The organism is Paraburkholderia sp. BGA-UO-ETr-F12 (assembly GCF_059567945.1).
Window position 1 is genome coordinate 200,545 of record NZ_JCAQOZ010000056.1, and the last position, 26,925, is coordinate 227,469.

Annotated in this window: 24 protein-coding genes; 8 read left to right on the forward strand and 16 right to left on the reverse strand. The window is 61.2% G+C overall.

Annotated features, from left to right (window positions below; translation table 11 throughout):
- Window positions 1-26: 26 nt before the first annotated feature.
- From AC57B6_RS24865 to AC57B6_RS24895, 7 genes are all read right to left on the reverse strand, one after another.
- Entirely contained in the window at window positions 27-1,328 is a 1,302-nt protein-coding gene (locus tag AC57B6_RS24865; RefSeq protein WP_035519172.1) for an MFS transporter, read from the reverse strand.
- A 186-nt stretch (window positions 1,329-1,514) separates the two neighbouring features.
- The gene (oxlT, locus tag AC57B6_RS24870; protein WP_144192366.1) at window positions 1,515-2,801 is read right to left on the reverse strand and encodes an oxalate/formate MFS antiporter; all 1,287 of its coding nucleotides are present in this window, start codon (window positions 2,799-2,801) and stop codon (window positions 1,515-1,517) included.
- Between the two features lie 137 nt (window positions 2,802-2,938).
- Entirely contained in the window at window positions 2,939-4,558 is a 1,620-nt protein-coding gene (locus AC57B6_RS24875; protein WP_030099177.1) for a gamma-glutamyltransferase family protein, read from the reverse strand.
- Window positions 4,559-4,652: 94 nt separating this feature from the next.
- Window positions 4,653-5,987 (reverse strand): amidase, encoded by a 1,335-nt coding sequence (locus tag AC57B6_RS24880; protein WP_496422287.1) that lies wholly within the window; start codon window positions 5,985-5,987, stop codon window positions 4,653-4,655.
- Window positions 5,984-6,964 (reverse strand): ABC transporter substrate-binding protein, encoded by a 981-nt coding sequence (locus tag AC57B6_RS24885; protein WP_030099175.1) that lies wholly within the window; start codon window positions 6,962-6,964, stop codon window positions 5,984-5,986. The genes AC57B6_RS24880 and AC57B6_RS24885 overlap by 4 nt, the downstream gene beginning before the upstream one ends.
- 70 nt (window positions 6,965-7,034) lie before the next feature.
- Window positions 7,035-7,889 (reverse strand): ABC transporter permease, encoded by an 855-nt coding sequence (locus AC57B6_RS24890; RefSeq protein ID WP_454808024.1) that lies wholly within the window; start codon window positions 7,887-7,889, stop codon window positions 7,035-7,037.
- The gene (locus tag AC57B6_RS24895; protein ID WP_030099173.1) at window positions 7,886-8,662 is read right to left on the reverse strand and encodes an ABC transporter ATP-binding protein; all 777 of its coding nucleotides are present in this window, start codon (window positions 8,660-8,662) and stop codon (window positions 7,886-7,888) included. The genes AC57B6_RS24890 and AC57B6_RS24895 overlap by 4 nt, the downstream gene beginning before the upstream one ends.
- Before the next feature lie 577 nt (window positions 8,663-9,239).
- Here AC57B6_RS24895 and AC57B6_RS24900 point away from each other — a divergent pair.
- Together AC57B6_RS24900 and AC57B6_RS24905 are read left to right on the forward strand one after the other, a co-directional pair.
- The gene (locus tag AC57B6_RS24900) at window positions 9,240-9,725 is read left to right on the forward strand and encodes a MarR family winged helix-turn-helix transcriptional regulator (RefSeq protein WP_030099172.1); all 486 of its coding nucleotides are present in this window, start codon (window positions 9,240-9,242) and stop codon (window positions 9,723-9,725) included.
- Complete coding sequence (locus AC57B6_RS24905; RefSeq protein WP_454808022.1) at window positions 9,686-9,814, forward strand: hypothetical protein; 129 nt, start codon at window positions 9,686-9,688, stop codon at window positions 9,812-9,814. The genes AC57B6_RS24900 and AC57B6_RS24905 overlap by 40 nt, the downstream gene beginning before the upstream one ends.
- Before the next feature lie 63 nt (window positions 9,815-9,877).
- Here AC57B6_RS24905 and AC57B6_RS24910 read toward each other — a convergent pair whose 3' ends face one another.
- Entirely contained in the window at window positions 9,878-10,312 is a 435-nt protein-coding gene (locus AC57B6_RS24910; RefSeq protein ID WP_030099171.1) for a winged helix-turn-helix transcriptional regulator, read from the reverse strand.
- 349 nt (window positions 10,313-10,661) lie between these two features.
- Here AC57B6_RS24910 and AC57B6_RS24915 point away from each other — a divergent pair, with 349 nt between their 5' ends.
- Window positions 10,662-11,465, forward strand: coding sequence for a class II aldolase/adducin family protein (locus tag AC57B6_RS24915; RefSeq protein WP_046571817.1), 804 nt, complete (start codon window positions 10,662-10,664; stop codon window positions 11,463-11,465).
- Window positions 11,466-11,491: 26 nt separating this feature from the next.
- Here the strand turns inward: AC57B6_RS24915 and AC57B6_RS24920 are convergent, their stop codons facing one another.
- The 4 genes from AC57B6_RS24920 to AC57B6_RS24935 all read right to left on the reverse strand — a co-directional run bounded on the left by AC57B6_RS24920 (window position 11,492) and on the right by AC57B6_RS24935 (window position 17,142).
- Window positions 11,492-12,442, reverse strand: coding sequence for a LysR substrate-binding domain-containing protein (locus AC57B6_RS24920; protein ID WP_046571816.1), 951 nt, complete (start codon window positions 12,440-12,442; stop codon window positions 11,492-11,494).
- 80 nt (window positions 12,443-12,522) lie between these two features.
- Window positions 12,523-13,857 carry an MFS transporter gene (locus AC57B6_RS24925; protein WP_496422288.1) on the reverse strand — a complete coding sequence of 445 codons (1,335 nt, stop codon included), beginning with the start codon at window positions 13,855-13,857 and terminating at the stop codon, window positions 12,523-12,525.
- A gap of 165 nt (window positions 13,858-14,022) precedes the next feature.
- Window positions 14,023-15,555, reverse strand: a complete 1,533-nt coding sequence (locus tag AC57B6_RS24930; RefSeq protein ID WP_496422444.1) for an MFS transporter — start codon at window positions 15,553-15,555, stop codon at window positions 14,023-14,025.
- Between the two features lie 174 nt (window positions 15,556-15,729).
- On the reverse strand, window positions 15,730-17,142 hold the full coding sequence (locus AC57B6_RS24935) for a DHA2 family efflux MFS transporter permease subunit (protein WP_028194178.1): 1,413 nt from the start codon (window positions 17,140-17,142) through the stop codon (window positions 15,730-15,732).
- 306 nt (window positions 17,143-17,448) lie between these two features.
- On the opposite strand from AC57B6_RS24935, the gene AC57B6_RS24940 reads away from it, so the two are divergent.
- The gene (locus AC57B6_RS24940; protein WP_252889762.1) at window positions 17,449-18,078 is read left to right on the forward strand and encodes a TetR/AcrR family transcriptional regulator; all 630 of its coding nucleotides are present in this window, start codon (window positions 17,449-17,451) and stop codon (window positions 18,076-18,078) included.
- 45 nt (window positions 18,079-18,123) lie between these two features.
- On the opposite strand, the gene AC57B6_RS24945 is transcribed toward AC57B6_RS24940, so the two are convergent.
- Together AC57B6_RS24945 and AC57B6_RS24950 are read right to left on the reverse strand one after the other, a co-directional pair.
- Complete coding sequence (locus AC57B6_RS24945; protein ID WP_496422289.1) at window positions 18,124-19,341, reverse strand: MFS transporter; 1,218 nt, start codon at window positions 19,339-19,341, stop codon at window positions 18,124-18,126.
- Between the two features lie 113 nt (window positions 19,342-19,454).
- Complete coding sequence (locus AC57B6_RS24950) at window positions 19,455-19,889, reverse strand: winged helix-turn-helix transcriptional regulator (protein WP_028194175.1); 435 nt, start codon at window positions 19,887-19,889, stop codon at window positions 19,455-19,457.
- Window positions 19,890-20,046: 157 nt separating this feature from the next.
- Between AC57B6_RS24950 and AC57B6_RS24955 the strand changes: the two genes are divergently transcribed.
- The 4 genes from AC57B6_RS24955 to AC57B6_RS24970 all read left to right on the forward strand — a co-directional run bounded on the left by AC57B6_RS24955 (window position 20,047) and on the right by AC57B6_RS24970 (window position 24,163).
- Complete coding sequence (locus tag AC57B6_RS24955; RefSeq protein WP_028194174.1) at window positions 20,047-21,045, forward strand: aldo/keto reductase; 999 nt, start codon at window positions 20,047-20,049, stop codon at window positions 21,043-21,045.
- A gap of 16 nt (window positions 21,046-21,061) precedes the next feature.
- Complete coding sequence (locus AC57B6_RS24960) at window positions 21,062-21,373, forward strand: high-potential iron-sulfur protein (protein ID WP_046571804.1); 312 nt, start codon at window positions 21,062-21,064, stop codon at window positions 21,371-21,373.
- A 73-nt stretch (window positions 21,374-21,446) separates the two neighbouring features.
- On the forward strand, window positions 21,447-21,899 hold the full coding sequence (locus AC57B6_RS24965; RefSeq protein WP_178371248.1) for a (2Fe-2S)-binding protein: 453 nt from the start codon (window positions 21,447-21,449) through the stop codon (window positions 21,897-21,899).
- Complete coding sequence (locus AC57B6_RS24970; RefSeq protein ID WP_496422290.1) at window positions 21,899-24,163, forward strand: xanthine dehydrogenase family protein molybdopterin-binding subunit; 2,265 nt, start codon at window positions 21,899-21,901, stop codon at window positions 24,161-24,163. The genes AC57B6_RS24965 and AC57B6_RS24970 overlap by 1 nt, the downstream gene beginning before the upstream one ends.
- Window positions 24,164-24,264: 101 nt before the next feature.
- On the opposite strand, the gene AC57B6_RS24975 is transcribed toward AC57B6_RS24970, so the two are convergent.
- Together AC57B6_RS24975 and AC57B6_RS24980 are read right to left on the reverse strand one after the other, a co-directional pair.
- Complete coding sequence (locus AC57B6_RS24975) at window positions 24,265-24,876, reverse strand: ankyrin repeat domain-containing protein (protein ID WP_178370439.1); 612 nt, start codon at window positions 24,874-24,876, stop codon at window positions 24,265-24,267.
- A 66-nt stretch (window positions 24,877-24,942) separates the two neighbouring features.
- The gene (locus tag AC57B6_RS24980) at window positions 24,943-26,427 is read right to left on the reverse strand and encodes a catalase (RefSeq protein WP_096335824.1); all 1,485 of its coding nucleotides are present in this window, start codon (window positions 26,425-26,427) and stop codon (window positions 24,943-24,945) included.
- Between the last annotated feature and the right edge of the window lie 498 nt (window positions 26,428-26,925).

Here is a 26,925-nt window from a genome sequence, read left to right on the forward strand (position 1 = left end):
TGTTCATGATAGGCGTGACGTTTCGCTCAGACCGGAATCTTCGTTTCATAATCGATTCCGACCGAACAGACCAGCAGGCCGACGCCCATTGCGGCGAAGCACATCAGCGCAAGGAAATAGGAGCCCGTGAACTGAACGATCGCGCCAATCGCAATCGGGATCACCATGCCGCCGATATTTCCGCCGAAGTTGAGCAGCCCACCGAGCGTGCCCACCTTGTTGCGCGAGGCGAGCATTGCGGGGATCGACCAGTACAGTCCGCCCCACCGTAGAAAGAAGAGCGTGATGGACAGCAGGATCACGACCATCGTGGGGCTCGTCGCGTGTGCCACCGAAAACACCGCAATCGTGGCAACTACCCCAGCGATACCGAAAATCGTGCGCATGACGCGGTTCGGCGCGGCGCCGCTGGCGAGCCACTTGTCGGCGACGTAGGCGCCGAAGAGTTCGCCAATGAAACCGCAGAAGAAGATCACGAAGCTGGCACCGCCCATTTGCTGAATGTTGAAGCCTTGCACTTTCTGAAGATAGGTGGGCATCCAGGTCAACAGGCCGTAGTAAAGCGTCGTGCAACACATGAAGCCGACGAACATCAGCAGCACTGAGCGATACCTGAAGAAATCGAGCGAATTGCCCGACAGGTTCTTCGCTTCTTTTTCATCTTCCTTCCGCCGGGCCTGCTCGATGTGTTCCGCTTCGGCTTCATTGACGCCGGCGTGTTCGCGCGGTTGATTCTTGATGTAATACCAGGCGCCGATGCCGCACAGGACCGTGCCTACGCCGGCAATCGCGAACGCTGCGCGCCATGAGTGCGCGACTACGATCAGCCAGGTGATCAGCACCGATCCGAGCGCCGCGCCGAGCGGCGAGCCGCCATCCATCAGCGATGCGCCGCGCACCCGCTCATGCTGCGTGAGCCACATCGCATTGAGCGCACCTCCCGCCGAGGCTACGGGTGCTTCCGCCACACCGAGTCCGAGCCTCGTGGCGAGCAGGGACACTGCATTGGTCGTCAATGCGCCAAGACCCTGGAAGGCACCCCAGAGCAAAGTGCACAACGCGAGGACGAGCCGCGGCTTGAAGCGGTCGACGGCCATGCCGCCAGGAATCTGCATCAGCGTGTACGACCAGAAGAAGGAACTCATAATGAGGCCTTGCATGACTGGTGTAAGCGTGAACTCGCTTGCGATCATCGGCATCGCGACGGACAGGGAGGCACGGTCGATGTAGTTGACCGTAACCAGCAGCAACATGATGAGGAATATCTTCCAGCGAACCGATGTTTTCGGTTGGGCGTACGCCATGACCGCTGCGGGTGCTCTGCTCATGCCTGTTCTCCTGATTCGCCGTTTGAATGTCAGACACACGCTCGGCGCATTGCGCATCGGCGATGGATGAACGGTCATCTGCCACGCCGCGGGCAGCCGTTTCGTGCTGGTTAAAAATGAGTATAGGTGCGCGGATCTGAGTGGAGATAATCGAAAATGACCCGCGCAACCGATAGAAATCGCCGATCATCGGTGCACGTTTGCAGCAAAGCGCGCGCGCTTCGGCTTCAGCATGAACATCGCAAGCGCGGCAGTGCTCAGGTCGAGCACAATCGCACAGCCGAACACCGGCACCCAGCTGCCGGTATGCTGATGCAGCAGTGCGGCCAGCGGCCCGCCGAAGATCGAGCCGATGCCGAACGAGATGTAAAGCCATCCATAGTTAGCGGTGGCATAGCGGGTACCGAACGTATCGGTCAGGGTCGAAGGGAACAGCGAAAAAATTTCGCCCCAACCGAAGAACACCACGCCGGACAGCAAGACGAACAGAACCGCGTTGTCGCGCGTCAGCAACCAGAGCGCCATCGCCACACCTTCCAGCGCGAACGCGAAGCACATCGTGTTTTCGCGCCCCAGCCGATCCGAGATCCAGCCGAACAGCGGACGCGTCAGGCCGTTCGTGAAGCGGTCGATCGTCAGTGCCAGCGGCAGTGCGGCGAGCCCGAAGACCAGCACCTTGCTGACCCCGAAGTCGGCGGCGAAGCTTGCCATCTGCGACGTGACCATGAGGCCCGAGGTAGACATCATCGTCATCATCAGGAACATCAGCCAGAAGAGCGGCGTCCTGAGCATTTCGGATGGGCGGTAGTCGCGCGTCGCGACCGCTGCCCGGGATACTGCCGAGCCGATACTGTCCGCCGCAGGCGGTACCCGCAGACCCTGCGAGGCGAGGAGACCGACCGCTGCGAAGATGATGCCGTACAGCCACAGCGTGGATTCGACACCGTGCGTTGCCAGCGAGGCTGAGATTGGAAAGGTGGTGACAATGGCGCCCATGCCGTAGCCTGCGGCCGCTACGCCGGCGGCGAAACCGCGTCGATCGGGAAACCAGCGAACCACGAATCCCACCACGCCGACGTAGACGATGCCGGTGCCGAGACCGCCGACGCAGCCATACGTGAGGTACAGCATCGACGTACTGTGCGCGTACGAAGCGAGCACCCAGCTGAGGCCTGCCAGCAACGTACCGATCGAGATCAGCCGGCGCGGCCCGAAACGATCGATCAGAGCGCCCTGGAATGGTGAGAAAAATGCTTGCAGCAGCACGAGCAGTGAGAATGTCACCTGCAGTTCCGGCAGCGCGATGCCGAGTTTGGCCATGAGAGGCTTCGTCATCAGCGTCCATACATATTGCGGACTCGAAATCGTCATCATGCAGACAAGGCCGAGTCCGAGCTGGATCCAGCGGGTATACCCGGCTGTTTGCGCGGCGGGTGAGGCGGCGCCTTTCAGTGATTGCGTGGGGGTGTTCAAGGTGCTTCTCCGCTCTGGATTGAAAGATCGACAGATGGACGGACGTGCGCCGTCCTTACCGCGGGCGCGAACGCTCGCGGGTTATTGGTTCAGAAAAGGTGCGGGCGGCGCGGCCGCCCGCTGTCTAGCGGATGCGCCTACCAGCCAGCCGCGGCTCCGTCGCTGCGCGGGTCGAAGCCTGCCTCCAGACATCCGTTGCCGTGCCGGACAATCGCGCCGGCGTGGCCCATTGCTTCGTCGTATGGCCGCATCTGTTCGACTTCATGGCCGAGACGGCGCAGCACGTTGAACGTATTGGCGGGAAACCGCGCCTCGAGCTTGAGTGATTCATTGCTTCGCCCCCAGGTCCGGCCCAGCAGCCAGCGAGGCGCATCGATTGCGGCTTGCGGATTCCAGCCGAAATGCGCGATGCGCGAAAACACGGCGCTTTGCGATTGGGGCTGGCCGTCGCCGCCCATGTTTCCGTACACCATCGTGCGTCCGTCATTGAAGCGCGCGAGTGCCGGGTTTAGCGTGTGAAACGGCCGTCGTCCCGGCGTTAGCGGATTGCGCGCAGACGGATCGAGCGAGAAGCTACAGCCGCGGTTTTGCCAGTTGATGCCCGAATCCGCAAGCACGAGGCCGCTGCCGAACTCGTGATAGATGCTCTGGATGAAGCTGACGGCTACGCCGTCGGCGTCGATCACGCCGAGCCATACTGTGTCGGCCGGTCCGAGACCGCGACCCCACGGGGCCGCCGCGGACATCGAAATCCGCTCGGCCATGGCGTCGAGCACAGGCGGCGCAAGCAACGCCTGCGGATCGATGTCCATGTAATCCGGGTCGGTGATGTGCTTGTCGCGGATGGCGAACGCGAGCTTGGTTGCCTCCACGCACGCGTGGACGTACTCCGGGCCGAGCGGATCCATATCGTCGCGCAAGACACGGTCAAGCACACCGAGAATCTGCAGCGAGACAAGCCCTTGTGTGGGCGGCGGCATGTTGTAGATCGTGCCGAGCGAATGCGTGAGTGCCAGCGGCGTGCGCAGCCTTGCGCGATGCCGTTCGAGGTCGGCTAGCGACAGCGGACTTTCGAGGGCGCGCAGGTCGGCCGCGATGCTGCGGGCGAGGTCGCCCCGGTAGAAGTCGTCGAGACCCGCGTGGGCGAGGCGCTCGAGTGTCGCGGCGAGGCGCGGCTGGACAAAGCGGTCGCCGACAGCCGGCACGCCGGACGGGTCGTCACCCGTCAGAAACGTCTGTGCGAACCCCGCGACCGATTCGAGTTCCTGCCGTTTGAGCGCGACGCATTCGGACTGACTGCGCGTGACTGGAATACCGCCGCCTGCGTAGGCGATCGCGTCTTCCAGCAGCCGTGCGACCGGCAGCTTGCCGCCGAGCGTGTCAGTGGACCACTGATGCGCCAACGCCCAACCCGACACTGTGCCGGCCACCGTATTCGCCGCCAGCGGTCCGCGAAACGGAATCGATTGCAGGCCGCGTGCGCGATAGGCGTCGATCGTCGCCGCTGATGCCGCCGCTCCACATGCCTCGATGCCGACCGGCTCTTCGCCCGGCCGCGAAATCAACCAGAAGCCGTCGCCGCCGATGCTGTTCATATGCGGATACACCGCTGCGATGGTCGCCGCGGCGGCAATCATCGCCTCGACGGCATTGCCGCCGTCGCGCAGGATCGCGAGCGCGCTTTGCGACGCCAGCGCATGGGGTGTCACCGCCATCCCGCGGATGCCCCGCACCGGATTTAAAAATTCTGCAGACATATTTCCTCAAACCCTCAATCGAACTTCACTACCCGCTCAGCCGCTACGGCTTTCGCATGATCACTTGATACTGTTGTGCACAACGAAGCCGGCCTCAGCGAGACGCAACCGCGATGTTCCAGCCGGTTCTGCCTTCCACCCACTCGGCAAGCGACAGCAACGCGGCGTCGTGCTGACCCGCCCCGACCAGTTGCACGCCAAGCGGCAGCCCCGCCGGACCGAAGTTCACCGGTAACGTCACCGCCGGCACGCCGAGGAAGGTCCAGGGTGCGCAGAACGCCGCGTCGCCCGTATAGTCGAGCCCGCGGGGCGCCTCGCCCGATGCCGGCGCTACCAGCAGCGCATCCAGTCCGGCTTCTTCGGTGAGCCACCGGTCGAAGCGAAGCGCCATCTGTACCTGCAATGCCTTCGCTTTCGCATACCCGGTGGCGGGCAATGCTCGGCCTTCCGCGACCAGAGCCTTGATCGGCGCGCTGACAAGATCAGGTGAACGATCTACCAGTTCGCCGTGTACCAGCGCTGCTTCAACTGCGACGAGGATCGAAGCATGCCGGGCAGCGTCGAACAGTTCGGCCGGCACGTCCGCACCGACGATTTCTGCGCCGTCAGCTCGCAAACGTAAGGCGAGCTGATTCAGCACGTGTTGCTGCGCTTTATCGATCGCCCCGCCGATCTGCTCGCGCAACACGCCGATACGTGGCGGCCGCTTCGCCGCGTCGCCCGGGTCTTTTCTCTGGCGACCGGTATGCGACGGGTGGGGATCGTCCGCATCGCTCCCCGCCAGAATCGACAGCACATGAACTGCATCGGCGACATTGGTGGTGAAAACGCCAAGATGATCGAGCGACCCTGACAACGGCAACACGCCGGTCCGCGCAATCGTGCCGTAGCTCGGCTTTACCCCAACCACACCGCAATACGCGGCGGGGCGGATGACCGATCCGAACGTCTGCGTGCCGAGCGCGAGCGGTACGATGCCGGCCGCAACGGCCGCGGCCGAGCCGCTCGATGAACCGCCAGGCGTGTGATTGCTGTTCCACGGGTTGGTCGTGGCGCCTGGCTGACGCCAGGCGAACTCGGTGGTGACCGTTTTGCCGAGCACCGTAGCACCGGCTTCGCGCAAACGGGCGACCACCCATGCGTCCTTGTCGGGCCTGCGGCCTTCGTAGGCCGGCGACCCGTAGGCAGTGGGCATGTCGGCCGTATCGATCAGATCCTTCACGCCGACAGGGACGCCCGCGAGCGGTGCGTGGGGAGCGGCGCGATTGATTACCGGCGCCGCCGGCAGATGGATGAACGCTTGCAACTCGGGTTGCAGCCGTTGTGCCGCATCAAATGCCTGCTGGACAGTCTGATCGATGGTGCGGGTTCCCGCGCGGATCGCGTCGCGGATTTCGCGGATGGTGGGGGAGGGGGAAGAATGGTTCATTTTGCGGCTAGTGCTTGATGAATGTAGTTCTGCACGACGAACGTGCTGTAATTCGGCTGCTGCTTCAAGTTGCCGAGCGAGATCTGCGTATCCATTGCCACCGTCAGCGCTTTCGGTGTGATGTCGACGTTCCTCGGATACACGCCTTCGTTCAACATGCGCTTCACCGCAGCGTTGACGATCTCCGGATCGAGGCCTGGAAACTCACGGCGGGCGATCGCCAGGGTTTCCGTGGGATTGTTCTGCATGAAGACGAGTGCCTGTTCCATACCTTTCACGAACCGCGCCGCCACATCGGGGTCCACGCTCCTCTTCGCCGAGATGGACGAGAATGCGTATTCGCCGTACAACTTCGGAAAGCCGAGCACCACCTTCATGCCTCTGGCAACGGCCTGATCAAGGCCGGGTTCATACATCACCGCAACCTTGGACTGGCCGGCAACCAGCGGACCGATCTCGGAGCCGAGCGGTACCTGGGATAGTTTTACGTCAGCGGGCGACATGCCGTTCTCTTTCAGCAACTTGAAGAACAGCGACGTGCTGGTCGTCGGCATTTGTCCCGACACGACTGTCTGGCCCTTCACGTCCTTGATGCCGGTGAATTTGCTATCCGGCGAAGTGACGATCCACACCGCCGCGCCGTTCACAACGTTGGCGATCACATCGACATCCGCGCCTTTTTCGGCGGCGACCGCGGTCCATTCGGGACCATGCAGCGAGAAGTCCGCACTTCCCGACAATACTGCCGACAACGCCGCGCTCGGACTGCCCGCAGTCTGCTTTGTCACGTCCAGCCCCTCCCTGGTGAAGAAACCGCCGTCGATGGCGACGTAAAGGGGCAGATACAGCATCGACTGGAAAGCCTGCGAAATAACGGCTTTTTTGTTGGCGGCGAGGACGGGCGTTGCGATGGTGGCGGCCGAAACTGCGACTGCTGTTGTCAAAGCAACCAGCATTTTTCTTGCAAGGATTGCCATTTTTCAGGTCCAGAGAAAGGTTAGATTGACGGGCAAAAAGCAAACAATTCGAGCTTGAGTGGCGATGGCGTCAAACCCGTAGCGTCGGTGCATTCGATATCTGTCGCCACGGCAGCAGCTTGCGTTCGACCAGGTCAATCAGGAAATACAACACGAAGCCGATCGCCATCAGCACGAAGAGGCCGGCCCACACGGTGTTCAGGTCGTAAAGACTCGAGGCGGTAAAGATCATGTGGCCGAGCCCTTTCTCTGACGAAATGAATTCCCCCACCACTGCGCCCACCAGACCAAAGCCGATGTTGATGCGGAACGTCGAGATCACGTAAGGCAGCGTGAACGGGATAACGACCTTCAGGAACACATCGTTTTTGTTCGCACCGAGCGTGACGAGCAGCGCCTGAAGATCAGGATCTGCCTCTTTCGCCGCCTCGTAAGCGGCGATCAGCGCGACGATCGCTGTCAGCGAAATTGCCAGCGCAACTTTCGAAACGAGTCCGGTGCCGAACCAGAGAATCACAATCGGGGCGAAGGCGATCTTCGGCACGCTGTTGATCGCGACGATAAACGGCTCGATCAGTCGTGCGACGAATGGCGAATACCATAGCGCGAGGCCGCAGACCGAGCCGACCGCCGTGCCGAACAGAAAGCCGAGCATCGCTTCGAACATGGTGTAGCCGATATCGACGAAGAGGTCGCCTGATTCAGCGGAGCGAGCGAGAGCGTCGTAGATTTTCGTCGGCGAGCCGACCAGGAAGTTGGATACCCAGCCAAGCCGCGCGGCGCCTTCCCATATCGCAAAGAATGCAATCACGGCGACGAGCTGCAGGACTGTGCGTCCCCATCCGGTATTCAGAATGGGGCGCGAATGCGTCTGGCTGCGTGGCGCCGACACTTTCGTGCTATTGATGGATGCGGAATGGTTCATGCTGCCTTCACCTCGGTCTGGATATCGAGTTCCGCGCACAGCGCGTGAAAGTAACCAGAAAAGTTCGGATCGCTGCGCGCACCGATCGGCGTGCGCGCGCCGATCTCGATGTCATAGACCTTCTTGACTTGCGAAGGCCGTCCGCCCAGTACCACCACACGCTTCGATAGCGCGACTGCTTCGTCGATGTCGTGCGTGACCAGTACGACCGTCTTGTGGAACGTCTCGACCGCTTCCATCAGCACGCCTTCCAGATACAGCCGGGTCTGATAGTCGAGCGCCGAAAACGGCTCATCGAGCAGGATGATGTCGGGATCATTGATCAAGGTGCGGATCAGCGCGACGCGCTGGCGCATGCCACCGGACAGCATGCGCGGATAGGCATTTTCGAAACCCGCGAGGCCGTAGGTGTTCAGGTATTCCATTGCCGTTTCGCGCGCTTGCGCAGCCGGCATGCGGGACAACTCGGGACCGATCAGGACGTTCTGCAATACGGTGCGCCACGGCAACAGCAGGTCACGCTGCATCATGTAGCCGACTTTGCCGCGCAAGCCGGTCACCGCTTGCCCTCGATAGACGATCTCGCCGCTGTCGGGTTCCAGGAGGCCGGCGATCACGTTGAACACTGTCGTCTTGCCACAGCCCGACGGGCCGATGATGCTGACGAAATCCCGTTCGTTGATGTCGAACGACAGGCCACCCAGCACATCGACCGATCCCTGTTTGCCGGAGAAGGATTTTCGAATGTTTCGCAACGCTAATTGAACTGACATGCTGATCCTCGTGCTGAACCTGAATCACTTCTCTTGGTTTGCGTGACCGCTCAGGGCAGAGTGGGCACACGGTTTGTCGACGATCTGGAAGGACTCGACCGGGGAGCTTTGTTGCTGGATTCGTCGGTCGCCGACGACATATAGATGCAAATTGCAACAATTGAAATATTCACATTGATTGGAATCGCATAAAGCATGCCATCGATCGAAAACCCTGTATGCAAGCGCGAATCGGGTATTTTCAAGCCGACGTGAACCCACTACCATGGTCGGAAAGAGTGCGGATGCGCGCAAGGAAGGTGCAGCGGGCACAACGAAATCGGCCACGCACTACATGAGGGCTAAACGCCATGGTCGTCGGCGAAGGGCTGTTGAAAGGAACGTGGGATTTTGAGTCGGTGCGAGAATCGGCTAAAAGTTGATGTGTCGTACCAACGTGGCTACATCAGAAGATTCATGCCGCGGGCAGAGGACATCTGGCGAGTTGCCATACGGTGATAAGTTCCGTGCGGGAAACGCGTAAAATTCAAAAGTTGTGGTGTGCAACTAAATCAGAGTATGGGAATAGGAGAACAGCATGTCGAAGGCGCCGTATCCAAGACTGGAGCATCTGAATTTTCGCCTCGACGTACTCAGTGAGTTGGCCAAGGGCGTGGCGTCTGGCCTTTACGAAGCCGAATGCGATGTCACCCTGCGCGATTTGCGCGTGCTGCGCTTCGTCGGTATGCAGCCGGGTATCTCTCTCGGTCCGCTCATCGAGCTGACATATCTTGAGAAGACGCTGGTTTCAAAGCTGGTGACCACGCTAGCCAACCGTGGCTTACTGACGCGTTCTACCGGCACGACGGATGCACGCGTCATCAACCTGAACTTGACCAGGAAGGGCAAGACGATCGTCAGCAAGTGCGATCGGATCGGCAAAATGTTCGACGAGCAACTCATGTCCGTTCTGTCAACGGAGGAAAAGCGAGTGCTGTTTCACTGCATCGACAAGCTGACGGAACACGTTGAGGAGGGCGGGGAGTGGACAGTCCCGCCGGCACGGCGCAAGCGCACAGCCTGAATCGCGACACCGGGGCGACGATGGCCGAGATTTTGCATTCGGCAGGGCGGTTCAACGAGATCATGGCCGAGATCGCCGCGGCGCCGTAAGAGCAAAGCGTCGGCATCAAAGCGCCGCGCGCCTTCACAACTCACAAGTTTCAACCTCGCGGTCTAAAGAGTCGCTCCGTTGGGTGAGCGCGAGGTGTTTACCCGCTTTTCTCCGCGATCGAACTGCAGCCGCGCCGCTTCCATTTCGCTCATGTGACTTTCCGCCCAATCCCAGATTCCGCAGATTTTGTCCAGAAGGCTGCCTCCCAGCGGTGTCAGCCGATAGTCGACACGCGGCGGTATCACCGGATGCACGTGGCGCGAAACCAGGCCGTCGCGCTCGAGTTGGCGCAACGTCTTCGTGAGCATCTTCTGACTGACGCCACCGATGTGTTCGCGCAGGCGTGAAAAACGCATCTCGCCGTCAGTCCCAAGTGCATCGATCACCAGAATGGTCCACTTATCGGCGATCTGCTCGATGATGTCGCGCGCAAGATCATCGGTTTTCTTTTGCGCGTTTTCGTCGGCGCAAAGCGCATCGTCGCAATGTGTTTCCATGGGGAAAGTATGGGGCCGCGAGGTGTTTGGTGGTTGCCTGATGTGGCTGACGTGTATGTCGACCTGGTGGGTAATCAGCAGGCCTCAGTTAATCGGACAGCATCCGACCTGGGTTCGGTTTGTCAAAAAACGAGTATCGCATGACTACCGAAACACTTGCGATTGAATTTTCATTTACACCACGTTTCATGACCCGGCGCCGGACGCTTCCTTGCGTATCTGGACACCACGGTCGAATCACGAGGCGGCGCGTGTGAGCGCAAGAAGCGACCTTGTGACAAATCGTCGATGGACGGTGTCGTCTGTGCACACGAAAATCAAGGCTCAGACCAGCACGAAGGAGTAAGTCATGGGCCATGCGGAAGTCCGCGAGTTGCACATTCCGAAACCAATCGGCGGCCGCTTGCCGGAGCCGCCGGTATTCGCCAGCCTCGACGATGAACGGCAACATCGCAAGCTCAAACTGGCTGCGGCATTTCGCATCTTTGCGCGATTCGGACTGGCCGAAGGCATAGCCGGGCATATCACGGTGCGCGACCCGGAGTTTCACGACCGGTTCTGGGTCAATCCGTACGCACAGCATTTTTCGTCCATCCATCCCGACGATCTCGTGTGTATCGACGAGGAGGCCAACGTTTACCATGGGACCGGACCCGTCAACGCCGCTGCCGCGGCGATTCACTGCGGTATTCACGGCGCGAATCCGAACGTCGTTGCCGCAGCCCATACACACACGCCTTCCGGCCGCGCGTTTTCAGCGCGCGCACGGCTTCTTGCTCCGCTCAATCAGGAAGCCTGTCTCTTCTACGACGATCACGTCCTGTTTCGAGGCGACGTGGTCGTGCTCGCGACGGACGAGGGTCGCCGAATCGCGCAGACAATGGGCACCAGGCGCGCCGCCGTTCTGCTCAATCATGGCTTGCTGACTGTCGGTTCATCGGTCGACGCCGCGGCGTACCGTTTCATTGCAATGGAGCGTTGCTGCCAGGTGCAGTTGCTGGCCGAGGCGGCGGGTCCCATTGAGCCGCTATCGGACGAGGACGCGCGGACCACGCACGCGCAACTGGGGTCCGACTACGTCGCGTGGCTCAGCTTCCAGGGGCTCTACCAGCAACTCCTGCGCGACAGCCCTGATCTGCGCGAACTCGCTTGAACACGGACGTGCTCATACCGCCGGCCTCAGTTTGGCGCAAGCGTCGCTTCGAAGGCTGCCGTGCGGTCGAGCCGGCAGCCTTCGCGATAGTCGCGCACGGCGGCGCATAGCCATCGATCGAAGCGTTTAAGCGGCTCCCAGTCACGTTTCTGTTCGGGAAATGAGTAGTAGACAGTCTCCGGATTCGGGATCGAATGAGGATGCACCTGGACGAGTGCACCGCTGCGCAGCTCCCGTTCAATCAGGATGCGCGGAAGCAAGGCCACGCCCAGTCCTGAAATCGCGGCGTTGATTGCCATGATGAACATGTCGTAATGCTGGTCCGCCGCACGATGTTCGGTGAGCTGCGTGGACGCGCTTTCTGACCATGCAAGCCACGCGCGCGGAAGATCGCGGGTGTGTATCCACGGCAGCGCACTGATCTTTTCACTGCTCAGGCTACCGTGCCCGCCTACTAACTCGGGCGCACAGACAGCCAGAATCTCATCGTCGCTCACGAGCGGTTGTCCGGGCATAGCGGGCCATAAGCTCTGCCCGAAATAGATCGCGGCATCGAAGCTTGAATTGTCGAAGAACGTCGGCTGGTCGCGCCCCATGATATGAAGTTGCAGGTCCGGGTTGGACTCGTAGAAGTCACGCAGGCGCGGAATCAGCCATTGAGACGCGAACGTGACGCCGACGGCCAACTGGATCTTCACTTCGCTTTGCTGGCGCATCAGCTCGAGCGTATCCCGGCGAATCTGGTCGAGATGAACCCGAATTCTCCGCGCGTACTCTGCGCCAGCCGCGGACAATACCAGGCGCTGACGCACCCGCTCGAACAGGGCGATGCCCAGATGAGCTTCGAGCTCGTTGACCTTTTTGCACACTGCGCCATGCGTTTGCGACAGCTCGATCGCGGCTTTCGAAAAACTTTCATGGCGCGCGGCGGCTTCAAAAGCTTGCAGCGCACTGAGACTGGGGACACCGCGGCGCATCGAGAATCCTTGCTGGCGAAAGGAAATGGGCAATGGGTCCCTCGATGATAGTCCTAAGGACGGCGATGCGCCGGCCGCGCTTATTCACTGGCAAGCTGCGGCTGGCTAATTTTTCGCCGACGCGTTTCGAGCAGCGTGACCGTGATCGCGGCGAGCACCATCGTCATGGCGATGCCCACAAACGCGAGGATAAATGTGCCGGTCGTATCCTTCACCCATCCGATGAAATAGGGCAGCAAGAATCCTGACGATACCCCGATGCTTGTGATTAGCGCGATGCCGGCCGCTGCGGCGCGATCGGTGAGGATACGACTCGGCAATTGCCAGAAGGTCGTAATGCTGCAGAAGCAGGCCGCGGAGCCGATCGAAAGGGCAATGATCGATTGGTAGGGAGATTTCAGCAGCAGGGCTACCGAGAGTGCGGCCGCGCACACCAGCAACGGGCCGGCTACGTGCCAGGCGCCGACCTGGTGGCGACTCACGACGCGGCCCCAGATGAGCGTCGCGACGACGGCCACGCCGAATGGAATCGCTGTGATCAGTCCGATATCCACGAGGCTGTACTTCACCCCGAAAATGCTTTCAAACGTTTTAACGACTTGCGGCAGGAAATAGAGCAGGCCGATGATGCCGGCGTTGGTGCCGAAGTAGACGACACCCAGCGCCCAGACTTTCGGATTGCCGAGCGCTTTCCAGGCGCTCGACGGCGAGGTGGCGGCCGCCGCCTCGGCCCGTTCGGCAGCCAGCGCCGCGGCGATTTCGCTCTTTTCCGCAGCGGAAAGCCAGTGCGTGCGGGACGGGTCGTCCGTCAGCCGGAAATAGACGATCCCGGCCAGGACGATTGCAGGGACCCCCTCCAGCAGAATCATTGCGCGCCAGCCGGTGATGCCGAACACATTCGCATGTGCCATCAGCCAGGTGGACACCGGTGCCCCGAGCACGCCGGTTAGCGGGATTGCTGTCACGAACAGAGACATCATCCATACGCGGTTGCGCGCCGGCATCCACAGCGTCAGGTAATACACCATGCCCGGAAACAGGCCGGCTTCGAACGCGCCGAGAAAGAAGCGGGCGATATAAAGCCAGCGGGAGTCAGGGACGAAGCTCGTCAGCGAGGAGAGCAGACCCCAACTGAGCAGAATGCGCGTCATCCACAGCCGCGCGCCAAACCGATGCATGCACAGATTGCTCGGCACTTCGAACAGAATATAGCCGAGAAAAAACAGGCTTGCCGCGAAGCCGTATTGCGCCGTCGTCATGTGGAGTTCGGCGTTCATGGTCAGCGCCGCATAGCCGATGTTCGCGCGGTCAAGCTGGTTCGCGATGTACATCACGATCATCAGCGGCGCGAGCCGCCAGGCGATCCGCTTCATCAACCGATCGGAAATCGCAGGTTTGCGCGGCCCGAGATCCATGGCTTCCTCCAGATTTACGCGTTACGGAATCCTCTAGAGGATGATTAAGCGCCCTGACCAAGGGTACGACAATGCACGAAAAATATTGACTTTGTGAGGAAACGTCACAGACCGGGGGCGCGAGGCGGGCGCATGACGCATCGCCAATTCACCTCACACGTGTTCTCAATCAACCGCCCCTTCGCCGCCCAGAAGCGCGGGACCGGCGTCGGTCGGGCCCGTGGCGGATGGCGTGCGACCGAGAAATCCAAGCACGACGAGCGCGGAGGCCAGTGTGATCGCCACGAGAATGTGAAGCAGGATACGGAATGCGCTGTCGTATGCCTGCGCGAGAATGGGCTGCCCCAGCGCGGGCAGAAGAGCGATGGCCTGTGGGAGATCGCCGGTTGCCACGCGCTGGGCGGCTTGCGCGGCGGCCTCGCGCGAAACGGACGGGAACGCTGCGAGTGCGTCGGATAGCCGTAGACGCGTGAGGACCGCCAGCACCGCGCCGGCAATTGCGAGCGTCATGCCCTCTCCGGCTACACGCGTCGTGCTGAAGATGCCGGTTGCCATGCCCGCGCGTTCCTTTGGAACGACACTGACTGACAAGCCATCCATCAGGCCCCACGGCAGACCGGCTCCGACTCCGATGATGAACAGCGGAAGTGTCAGGCTGCCGGATGGCGCGTCAGGCGCGATGCCACTGAACCAAAGCATACCGAGCGCCGCGATGATGAGGCCGGCCGCTGAAATGACGCCGGCCGACATCCATCGCGTGAGCAGTGCCGCCGTGATAGGAACAAAGAGCATCGGCGCCGATAGCGAGAGCATCATCAAGCCGGCGTCGATCGCAGAATGTCCTTCGATTCCGATAAAGCGCGTAGGCAAGACCAGAAGCAGCGTAACGTAACAAAATGCCGTCGCCAGCGGGAGCGCCTGCACACCCACGAAGCGCGGATAGCGAAACAGCGACAGGTCGAGCATGGGCCGGGAAGCACGCCTTTCGATGCGGACGAACGCGATGAACATCGCCACGGCGCCTGAGAACAATCCAATAATGAGAGGACTCTCCCAGCCGCTTTCCGGGCCTTGCAACAGCCCGAACGTGAAGAGTGTCAGCGCGGCGGTGAAGCTGGCGGCGCCAGGCCAATCGAGACCCGTGGCACTCGGGTCGTACGATTCTCTTAGCTTCGGAACGCCGAGTGCAAATCCGGCCAAGCCGATGGCGGCATCGACCAGGAAGAACGAACGCCAACCGAACGTCTCCGTGAGAAACCCGGCGAGTAGTGGGCCAAGCGCCAAGCCGATACCGAAGGTGGTGCCGAGCATGCTGAACGCGCGGGCGCGCCCAGGTCCGTCGAACTCCTGTGCGAGTGCTGCCGACGCACCGGCCAGCACAAACGCGGCGGCAATGCCCTGTAGCGCGCGCTGAAAATCGACCCACAACAGGGTCGGCGCCGCGGCGATCCCAAGTGACGTCAACGCGAAGAGCACCACGCCAATGGCGAATACACGCTTTCGTCCGAACAGGTCGGCAAGCGCTCCCGAGGCCATCAGACTGCTGCCGAAGCTCAGCATGAAGGCGTTGAGAATCCAGTTGACCGCCACCGGACTGCCTCCCAGGGCGGTGCCGATGGACGGCGCGGACACGGCCGCACCGCCGAAATTCAGCGGCAGCACGAGCACGGCGATGCAAATGCCGACGAGAATCAACATCTGTTGCGAGGCGCTACGGGCGACCGCTGCGTCTACTACTGGCAAGACACCAGTCGAGGCGGCCGGTCGTCCTGGGCGCGGGGTAACGCTTTTTTCCTGCACGGACTATCTCTCTGTTCAACTTTGGCGGTGATGCCCATCACGGCATGCGGAATCACACGGTTCAATTCGGCGCTATCGCGATGCGGCCCGCCTATGGCCACTCACCTCCCGGCCTGCATCCGGTTCTATGCCGATAAAGTAGAGGACCGAGAACAGCACCAGCACAGCCACTAGCAGGAAGGCCAGGCGGAAATCGGCCAGCGAGAGCTGTGCGTGATTGCCATGAACCAGGACCGCAACGTGTAGCGCGATCGCGCCAAATGCGATGCCGAGGCCGATGGTCATCTGCTGGACCATACTGAAGAATGTGCTCGCTGAACTCATCCGCGCCGGTGGGACGTCCGCGAACGCGAGCGTGTTGATGCTCGTGAATTGCATCGACCGGCACAGCCCGCCAACCAGCAGCACCAGCATGATCAGCGCGCGCGACGTGTCCGGCGCAAGCAGGCTGCACAAAGCAATGGTCGCGGCGGTAAGCATTCCGTTGACGATCATGACCTTGCGAAAGCCAAAGCGTTTGAGGATCGGCGTGGTGACGGTCTTCATGCCCAGATTGCCGGCCGCGTACGCGAGCACGAGCAAACCCGCAGCAAACGCATTCATCCCGAAGCCGAGCTGGAACAGCAGCGGTAGCAGGAAGGGGGAGACGCTAACCGATACGACATATAACGAGCCGCCGTCGAGGGTCACGCGGAACGTCGGAATTCGCCAGGGCGAAAGATCGATCAGGGGATGGTCGGCGCGGCCGAAATGCCGTATCGCCAGGATTGCGGCGGCAAAGCCGCAGATCAGCGCGGCGGTCGTGATGCGCCAGTCGCTATGCAGTTGCCCGATCAGGACCATGCCGTACATCAGGCAAGTCAGCGCGATACCGCTCAGCACGAACCCCGACACATCGAAGGGGCGGCGAGTGGGTTCGCGGTAGTTCGGAATGAACAGGACGGTGAGCACCAGACCCAGCAAACCGATCGGTATGTTTAGCAGGAAGATCCAGCGCCAGTTGAAATAGGTCGAGATAAAGCCGCCCAACGCCGGACCTAACACCGGTGCGGCGAGGCCGGGCCACGTGATGTAGGCTATCGAGCGCATCAGGTGACGCTTTTCGGTGCTGCGTAGCACGGCGAGGCGGCCTACCGGCACCATCATCGCGCCGCCGATTCCCTGCAGGATTCGCGCAATGGTGAATTCGACGAGGCCGTTGCTCAGCCCGCAAAGTATGGAGGCGCCGGTGAACACGATGATCGCGCCACCGAACACCGAGCGTTGCCCAAAGCGGTCCGCCACCCATCCACTGATTGGAATGAAAACCGCGAGCGCCAGCAGATAGGCCGTCATGCCGATACTCAGGCTCACGGACGTGACGCCGAATGTGGCGGCCATGTGGGGCAGGGCGGTCGCGATCACCGTCGCATCCAGATTCTCCATGAAATAGGCACTGGCGACGATCAGCGCGATGATGACTGGCTGGCGGCTTGACAAAGACATGGGCGGAAAACGGAATCCGGTTTGTGCGACAGGCGCTCAAACGCTTCGGATTGAGCGGTTTGCGGTCGTCGGCAATCAAAGATGGAGCTCGGTTCGCGGCAGCCTGAGATAATGGATGGCTGCGTCCGGGTGCCTGGCGAGACTCTTCCGCGTACCCGGACGATATACTCTACCAAACCATAAGTCGTCATGTGAAGACTTATTTTAGAAATCGATGGACATGGGAGCGTTATGAAGGCCAAATCCAGGGATGTTGCAGAGCCGGGCAGCAAGACCGCGGCGGGTCGCGCGCCGACCAGGCGGCCGATGAAGAAAGCACCGCAGCGTCTGCCGCGTGCCGAGCGTCAGGCGCGCGTGCTGGAGAAGGCCGCCGAATATTTCGCCGAGCACGGCCTGAACGCGCAGACGCGCGCGATTGCCGAGGCTTGCGGCGTGTCGCAACGTTTGCTGTATAGCCTGTTCCCTAGCAAGGCTGCGCTGATCGACGAAGTTTACAAGCGCGAGATTGTGGGAACCTTCAAGGCGATGTGGTTTGTTCAGTTGAAAGACCGCAGTGTGCCCCTTGAAAGCAGGCTGAATACTTTTTACCGCGAGTACTACGACACGCTGCTGACGCGGCAGTGGCTTCGCCTGTTCCTTTACTCGTCACTTGAAGACTTACAAATGGCGCCGACGTACACGAACGCCGTTGTGACCCATGCGCTCGAGATCATCGTCACTGAGACGGCGCACGAATTGGGACGCGGCGTACCGGCCGATCCGGCTCATCTGACCGAGGTCGGCTGGCTGCTGCACGGCGCGGTATCCCACCTTGCAATTCGCCGCCGTATCTATTCGAACGACAACACCACGCCTAGCGACGCGGTGATTGCGATGCACGTGCGCGCCTTCCTCACGAGTGCGCCGGCGCTGCTGCCGGCCCTGGAAAGCGCCTGAGCGTGATGTGCCGGCGGCCTCGCCTCGCGCGGAGGAGCTTCGTGTTCAGTCACCGATTGCTGCGGCGTCCCGCTCCCGCTTCACCTGTCCGCGCATCAGCAGGAGCAGCGCGATGAGAACAAGGACGATCGTCAGGCCGACAAAGAGCAGCGTCGCGCGTTGAATGTCGGCGAGTTGCACGGCGATGCCAAGGCCGATCACGGGGAGCGAAATCGCCACATAGAGCACCACGAAAAAGCTGGACGTGACTTCCGCTCGCCGGTGCGCAGGCGCCGCGGACGCGATCTCGCCTAACCCCGCTCGGAAGCTGATGCCTTGCCCGATTCCCGCGAGAGCGGTGCCGATCAAAAGCGCGCCGAGCGAGCGCTCCGGCACGCACAGACCGACACATATCAGCCCCACGACGAGTCCGATGCAGCCGGCCGCTTGCCGCCACCGGGCAGCAATGATCGTCTGCACGATCTGTCCGAGGGCGGAGCACGCGAACAGCAGGAACACAATGGATCCGGTCACGATGCCGCTGTGAAAGCCGAGCACGCCCCGAATCAGTTGAGGGGCGACCGCAGCAAAGAATCCCACCACGACAAAACCGGCAAACCCGGCCAGCGCGGCGGGGATGAACGCACGGCGTACCTCGGCTGGAAGCGAAATTTTCTGGATGCCGAGTTTTACCCGCGGGGGAGTCGTGGCAGTCTCCGGCACGCTGAAAACGGCGAGTGCGGCGACGCCGACAAGCGCCAGATGCACCACATAGGGCAACTGCATCGGCCTGCGAAATAGTTCGACGAGGATGCCGCTTAGCAAAGGACCGCAACCCAGCCCGAGCATATTGGACGCCGTGGCCGCGAGCATGGCTTTGCCGCGCCACGCGGGTGGCGCGAGCTCGATCACGGCGACGGTGGCGGTTCCTGTGAAGATGCCGGCAGAGATTCCCGACAGCAGGCGGCCCAGCATCAGAAGCGCTAGTCCGTCGCTGAGCAGGAACGTCAGCGCCGAGGCGGCCGACGCACACAGACCCGCCAGCAGCATGCGACGACGGCCCAGCTGATCGGACCAGTTGCCGATCAACAGTAGTGCGCCCAGCACCCCGGCTGCATACGAGGCGTAGATCACGGTGATGACGGTTGGCGAAAAACCGAACTGCAGTTGGTAGTACCGATAAATTGATGTCGGTAGCGTTGTACCCATCATGTTGATCGCGAACGCCAGCGCGACGGCCAGAAATGCGATCGGGGATTGCGGTGCGCCAGAAGCTGCTTTCATGAAACGTCCCAACGGTTGCTCGAGGATTGCGCGCAATTATGGGTAATTTCTCGCGGTCTTGCTGGCGGCTCGACAGCGGCGGTCAGCTTCGGCTTCGCATGAAGGCGGCGACGCTAGGCGCTGGGTGCGTCACGCGGACGCAGGTAATCGACCCGCTTTTCGCCTCGATCGAACTCGCGTCGCGCTGATTCCATTTCACCCATATGGATTTCGACCCAGTCCCAGATTCCGCAGATCTTGTCGAGCAGGCTGCGCCCCAGTGGCGTTAGCTGATAGTCGACCCGCGGCGGGATCACCGGATGCACGTAGCGTGTAACGAGGCCGTCACGCTCGAGTTGCCGCAGTGTCTTGGTGAGCATCTTCTGGCTCACACCCTCCACCACTTCGCGCAGACGCGAAAAACGCATCTCGCCATGCGTGCCGAGTGCATCGATGACGAGGATGGTCCACTTGTCCGCGATCTGCTCGATGATGTTCCGCGCCAGGTCGTCGGTTTTTTTCTGCGGGTTGTCTTGCGCGTAAGCGCTGTCGTAGCAATTAGTTTCCATGGGGAAAGTATGAAACCGTCAGGTGCCTTCTTGTGATCGCCGGATGCCGCTGAAATAATCGGCTCGCTTGCCCGTCCGCGGGGCGCGCCGCCATTTGTCAGATCGCACTCGACCCGGATGTGGTGCCTTACGTAGTGCATTGATTAGAGAGCTTCACATGACTATCGAAACAATCGCAATTGAAGGTTTAACGACCCCCGTCTCACGCATCGGCCTCGGTACCTGGGCGATCGGCGGCTGGATGTGGGGCGGCACCGATGAGAAAGACTCGATCGCGGTAATCCGCCGGGCGCTCGATAGCGGTGTCAATCTGATCGACACCGCGCCAGTGTATGGCTTCGGCGCTTCGGAGGAGATTGTCGGCAAAGCGCTGGCCGATGGTTATCGGCACAAGGCGGTCATCGCGACCAAGGTCGCTTTGGAATGGCAGGATGGCGCGGTGTTCCGCAACTCGTCACCGGTGCGCATTCGTCAGGAAGTAGAGGATACGCTGCGGCGCTTGCGGACAGATTACATCGATCTGTATCAAGTTCATTGGCCCGACCCGTTGGTGCCGATCGAACAGACCGCTGCGGTGCTCGACGATCTGCGCAAGGAGGGCAAGGTGCTGGCGCTGGGCGTCAGCAACTTCTCGCCTGCGCAAATGGACGCGTTCCGGCGTGTGGCGCCGCTGTCGGCCACGCAACCGCCGTACAACCTGTTCGAGCGCGATATCGACCGTGACGTGCTGCCGTATGCAAAACAGCATGGGCTTGTCGCGCTTGCCTATGGGGCGCTCTGTCGCGGGCTGCTGGCCGGGCGCATCGGCGTCGACACGCGCTTCGAGGGCGACGATCTGCGCCAGCGCGACCCGAAGTTTTGCGAGCCGCGTCGCGAGCAGTACGTCGCGGCGGTGAAAGCACTGGACGTGTTCGCACGCGAGAACTTCGACAAGTCGGTGCTCGCGCTGGCGGTGCGCTGGGTGCTCGATCGCGGCCCGACGATCGCGCTGTGGGGTGCGCGTCGTCCGGCGCAACTCGACGGGATTGAAGACGTGTTCGGCTGGCGCCTCGACGAGAAGGCCTTCGAGCAGATCGACGCGATTGTCGCGCAGTTCGTCAAGGACCCCATTGGGCCGGAGTTTATGGCGCCGCCGCGCCGCGTGCAGTTAGCCTGACGGGGTGCCATCGAACATGCGAACCCCTCGACGCACCTTCCTGATCCATTCAATCGGCGCCACAGCGCTCGCGATCACCGGTCGCTACGCGTGGGCGGCGCCTTCTCAACTTCAGGAGAGCGATCCCGCTGCGCAGGCGCTCGGGTACAAGGCCAATGCAAACCAGGTCGACCGCACGAAATATCCGCATTTCAGCGACAACCAGCGCTGCGCGAACTGCCAGTTCTACCAGGGCAAGCCAGCTGACGCCAACGCGCTCTGCGCGCTGTTCGGCGCGAAGCAGGTGAGCGGCGCCGGATGGTGCAAGGCCTATCAGGCCAGAGCATGAACGGCGTGCGCAGGTAAGGCGATCGCGAGGCAGCGCCCGCGAGTGTGACGCGCGTCGGCAAACAAGGAGTGAACTGATGGAACTGATTGTGAATGGCGTTCATCACAACGTCGACGCCGACGCGAACATGCCCTTGCTATGGGCGGTACGTGACCTGTTGGGGCTGCATGGCACCAAGTTCGGCTGCGGCGTAGGTGCATGCGGCGCGTGCACCGTACATCTGGATGGCGTGGCGGTGCGCTCGTGTGTTACGTCGCTGGCGGACGCACAAGGCAAGCCCGTGACGACGATCGAAGGCTTGGGGAACGGCGGCGAGCATCCCGTGCAGCGAGCGTGGAAAGCCGCGAATGTTCCGCAGTGCGGCTACTGCCAACCTGGCCAGATGATGCAGGCTGCGTCGCTGCTCAAACAGACGCCGAAGCCGAGCGACGAGCAGATCGTCGAAGCGATGTCCGGCAATGTCTGCCGCTGCGGCACCTATCAACGCATCAAGGTTGCCATCAAGGCCGCAGCGGAGCAGGCGTAATGAGCGAGATCGTCAATCTGAGCCGGCGCCGGGTACTGAAGGGCACCCTGGCAGGCGGGGTGGTGCTCGGCCTGTATGTCGGCGGCACGCCAACGGCGTTTGCGGCAAGCCCGCTCGCCTCGGCAAGCAGCGTCAAAACAGTGTTTGCGCCGAACGTCTATGTGTCGGTCGCGCCGACTGGTGAGATCGTGCTGGTTGTGCATCGTTCCGAGATGGGCACCGGCATCCGCACCAGCCTCGCGATGATCCTCGCCGACGAACTCGACGCCGACTGGAACACCGTCAAGGTGGTGCAGGCGCAAGGCGATGCGAAGTACGGCGACCAGAATACCGATGGCTCGCGCAGTATCCGCCAGTTCTTCCAGCCACTGCGCGAGGCAGGCGGTTCCGCGCGGCAGATGCTGGTGGCCGCCGCCGCTTCGAAATGGCGCGTCAGCCCGGCGAGTTGCCGGACCGAGCCCGGCCACGTGGTGCATCCGGCGAGCGGGCGGCGCCTGTCATACGGCGCGCTCGCGCAGGCAGCCTCACATCTGCCGGTGCCCGGCCGCGACACGCTGCAGTTGAAAAGTGAGGACCTGTGGCGCTATATCGGCAAGTCGCTGCCGATCGTCGATCTCGACGATATCGTTCATGGCCGCGCGACGTACGGCATCGATGTCGTGTTGCCCGGTATGACGTATGCGTCGGTCGAACGGTCGCCTGTGTATGGTGCAACACTCAAAAGCGTCGACTCGACTGAAGCGACGAAGGTGCCGGGCGTGCTTCGCGTGGTGCGCATTCCTGCCGCGCCGCTACCCGCAGGCTTCCAGCCGCTCGGCGGCGTCGCGGTGATCGCGACCAACACGTGGGCCGCCATGCAAGGGCGCCAGAAACTGAAGCTCGAATGGAACCTCGGGCCGAACGGCACGTACGATAGCGGGGCGTATCGCAAGGCGCTTGAAGACACCGCGCGGCAGCCCGGGAAGGTCGTGCGCAACAATGGAGATACCGCAGGCGCGTTGAAAAACGCTGCAAAACACGTATCGGCAGACTATTATGTGCCCCATCTGGCGCATGCGACGATGGAGCCGCTCGCTGCGACTGCATCGTTTGCGAACGGCGCAGTCGAGGTCTGGACCGCGACGCAAAATCCGCAGCAAGCGCGCACGACCGTCGCACAGGTGCTCGGCCTGCAAGAGCAGGCTGTGACGATCAATGTCACGTTGCTCGGCGGCGGCTTCGGCCGCAAGTCGAAGCCGGACTATGTGGCCGAGGCCGCGTTCCTGGCGCGCGAAGTCGGTGTACCCGTCAAGCTGACGTGGACGCGCGAGGACGACATACGTAATGACTACTTCCATGCGGTGTGCGCGCAGCACATGGAAGGCGGACTCGACGCGCAGGGCAGGACGATTGCGTGGTTGCACCGGAGCGTGTTCCCCTCGATCGGTTCGACGTTCACACCAGATGTGGTCTATGGTTCGGCGGGCGAACTGGGGCAGGGTGTGACCGACATGCCCTATGAGGTCGCAAACGTGCAGTGCGAAAACGGGGCGGCGCAGGCGCATACACGTATCGGTTGGTATCGCTCGGTGTACAACATTCCGCACGGCTTCGCGCAAGGCTCGTTCGTCGACGAACTCGCCGCTGCTGCAGGCCAGGATCCGGTGCAGCATTTGCTCGCGCTACTGGGCAGTCCGCGCCATGTCGATCTGCATGCGCTGGGAGTGGACTATCCGAACTACGGCGCGTCGATCGACGAGTATCCGATCGATACCGCGCGCTTTGCCGCAGTGGTCCGCGCGGCGGCGGTGCGGTCGAACTGGTCCGCCGCGTTGCCGGCTCGTCATGGGCGGGGTATCGCCGTTCACCGCAGCTTTCTGACGTACGTCGCCGCAGTCGCGCAGGTGCAGGTGGCCGACGATGGCTCGGTGCGCGTGACGCGTGTCGATCTGGCAATCGACTGCGGACGTATCGTGAATCCCGATCGCGTGATCGCGCAGTTCGAGGGCGCGGTGGTCATGGCACTCGGCAATACGCTATACAGCGAACTGACGTTCAGTAGCGGCGCAGCCGATCAGTCGAACTTCACAGACTATCGTGTCGCCCGGATCGACTCCGTGCCGGAAACTCACGTGTATATCGTGCCGAGCGCTGCGCCGCCCGGCGGTGTCGGCGAACCGGGTGTGCCGCCGACCATGGCCGCGATCTGCAACGCGATCTCCAATGCTGTCGGCACGCGGGTTCGGGCGTTGCCGGTCGATAGCGCGCTCCTGAAGCGGGCGTGATCGGCGAATGGCCGGATGGGGAGGCGAGCTTGTGCGGGTGTCGCGATCACCTGTTCTGCTAATAGGCGATGCGCCGTGAAATGCGGCGCATCGCCCAGGTCTCATTGTGTCGCGCCGACGCGGCGTAGCGCTTGCTCAGCAGCCGGATTGTGTTGTGCGATCGCCATTTGCAGCGCGGTCCCGCCGCGCGCGTCGACATGATTCGCATTGGCGCCGTGTGCGACGAGTACCGGAATCATATCGAGTCGGCCGAATAGCGCGGCAAACGACAATGCCGTTTCCCCCGCGTTATTGGTTTGATCGATGTCGCAATGCGTGTCGAGCAACATCTTTGCAATATTCGTCTCGCCTTTGAAGAGCGCCCCCATCAGCGCCGTATTGCCGTGCCGGTCGGCCGCACAGGCGTTGGCGTCTGCAGAAAGGAGCGCCTTCAAGGTCTCCGGGTGATTGTCGTATGCGCTAAGGATCAGCGCGGTATAACCTTCGGGCGTGGTTGTCTCGAGCGGGAAATGGGCATCGATTAACGCCTGAACAATATCCGTGCGCCCCGCACGCGCCGCGGCAAACCAGTCCTCGGTGTAACTCGGTGTGGCCGTCACGGCTGAATAGGCGCCCGACTGATACACATGCGCACAACTCGCCGTGATCAGTGCGCTGAGGGCGGTTGCCGCCACGGTCCGAACAAGGCGCCGGGTAGCAGATGAACATCGCATTGCATTTCTCCGCAAGGAATCTGATTCAATCGGACGGGGGCTTGTCTCGGCAGGCCCCCGCGTGCGTTAGTTGTCGCTGAGGTGTGCCGCCGCATCCTGCACGCGCGCGACATCCGCGTGTATCGCCCGCGCGAGGCGGGTGCCATAGTCGGTGTCGGCTTTATAGAAGTACGAGAGCATCGTGTACTTGTTCGCGTCGTTGGTTACGCGGCCAAGGTCGCCCGAGAGCGACGTGATCAGGTCCGCCTTGTCAGCCTCGGACAGCGTGCGGTAGTACTCGCCGGCCTGACGGAAGTCGAGCGTTTTGTGAATCGCTTTTTGCTGGGTCGTTCCCTGCAGCGGCGTCTGCACGGACTTGTACTTATCCTGCTGTGCGATTTCGGCGATTCCGGATGGCTCGTAGTTCACCTCGCCTTTTCGATCTCCCTCGTTCATGAGACCGTCCTGGTTGTTGTTGTAGACCGGGACGATGGGGCGGTTGATCGGCAACTGGTTGTAGTTTGGGCCGAGGCGATACATCTGCGTGTCGGCATAGGCGAACAGGCGGCCCTGCAGCATTCGGTCCTCTGAAGGCTCGATCCCGGGCACGAGCCGCGACGGCGCGAATGCCGATTCTTCCGTGGACTCGAAATAGTTATCCGGAACGCGGTTGAGCGTCATTGTGCCCACCTTCTGTTCGGGGATGGAGGTGGGCCATACCTTCGTGTCATCCAGCGGATCGAAATCGAACTTGTCCAGATCCTTCGGCGAGAGGACCTGGATGTAAAGGTCCCACTGCGGGTATGAATGTGCCTTGACCGAGTTGTAGAGGTCATTGGTCATCAGATTCCAGTCCGCGCCGATCGAATGCGGGATATCCTGGGGGCGAATGCCCTGGATACCCTGGCGGCTCTTCCAGTGAAACTTGACGTAGTGAACTTCACCTTTCGCGTTGACGAACTTGAAGGCGTGCACGCCGTAGCCGTCCATGTGGCGATACGAATCCGGCATGCCCTCGTCTGTGTAGAGGTGCGTGAGCATGTTGGTTGCTTCGGGCGTATGGGCGAAAAAGTCGAACGCCAGATTCGGATCCTGCACGCCGGTCACTGCCGATGGTTTGTTCGCATGCACAAAGTCAGGAAACTTGATGGCGTCGCGAATGAAGAAGATCGGCCAGTTGATGCCGACCATGTCCCAGTTCCCTTGCTGCGTGTAGAACTTGATAGCGAAACCACGCGGGTCTCGTGCCTGCTCGGGCGAGCCGCGATAGCCCATCACTGTCGAGAATCGAACGAACACCGGGGTCTTCGATCCAGGCTTGAACACCTGGGCAGTGGTCAGGGCGCTGATGTCCGTGGTGGGCACGAATTCGCCAAAGATGCCCGTGCCCCGCGCATGCACGACGCGCTCGGGTATGCGCTCGCGGTCGAAGCGTTGCAACTTCTCAATAAGATGGGAGTCCTGCAAAAGAACCGGACCTTCGGGGCCGGCAGTCTGGGAGTTCTGGTTGTCGCCGACCGGTGACCCGCTATCCTGGGTCATATCCACAGCGTACGCGGGTTGAGCCAGCATCGTTGCTGAGACGATCGAGAAAATGCTTGCAGCAATCTGTGTCTTCAATACTTTCACTTTAAGTTCCTGTTTCAGGGGGAAACCGGAGTGATCCTATTGCTCAGTCATTTCATTATCCAATCTCTTTTTCCTATCATTTCGATAGCGGCAGAATTTAATTAGGAAATCGACGAAATTACAAAGAGTGAAAGCCTGCCGCCGGTTCATTGCTCTGTGAGGCGCGACGGGAGTGATTCAGAAATTCGCTACCCTGTAGGGCAATTGATCGTTGGACGGCCCGGTGCTGCACGTTTCGTACGGTTCAAAAAAATACAACCCCATTGAGTATTTTTATGCATGGGGTTATGAGTAATTTGGTAATTTTCATTGTGATTTCATAAAGTGCCAATTGTTCCATTAATGAAGTTAATTGCGGTTTGTAATTGCGGGAAATGGCTATTCTTTTAACGCACCGGGTAAGGGGGCGGCGACGTTGGTTTAAGCGCAAGAAGGTCGACT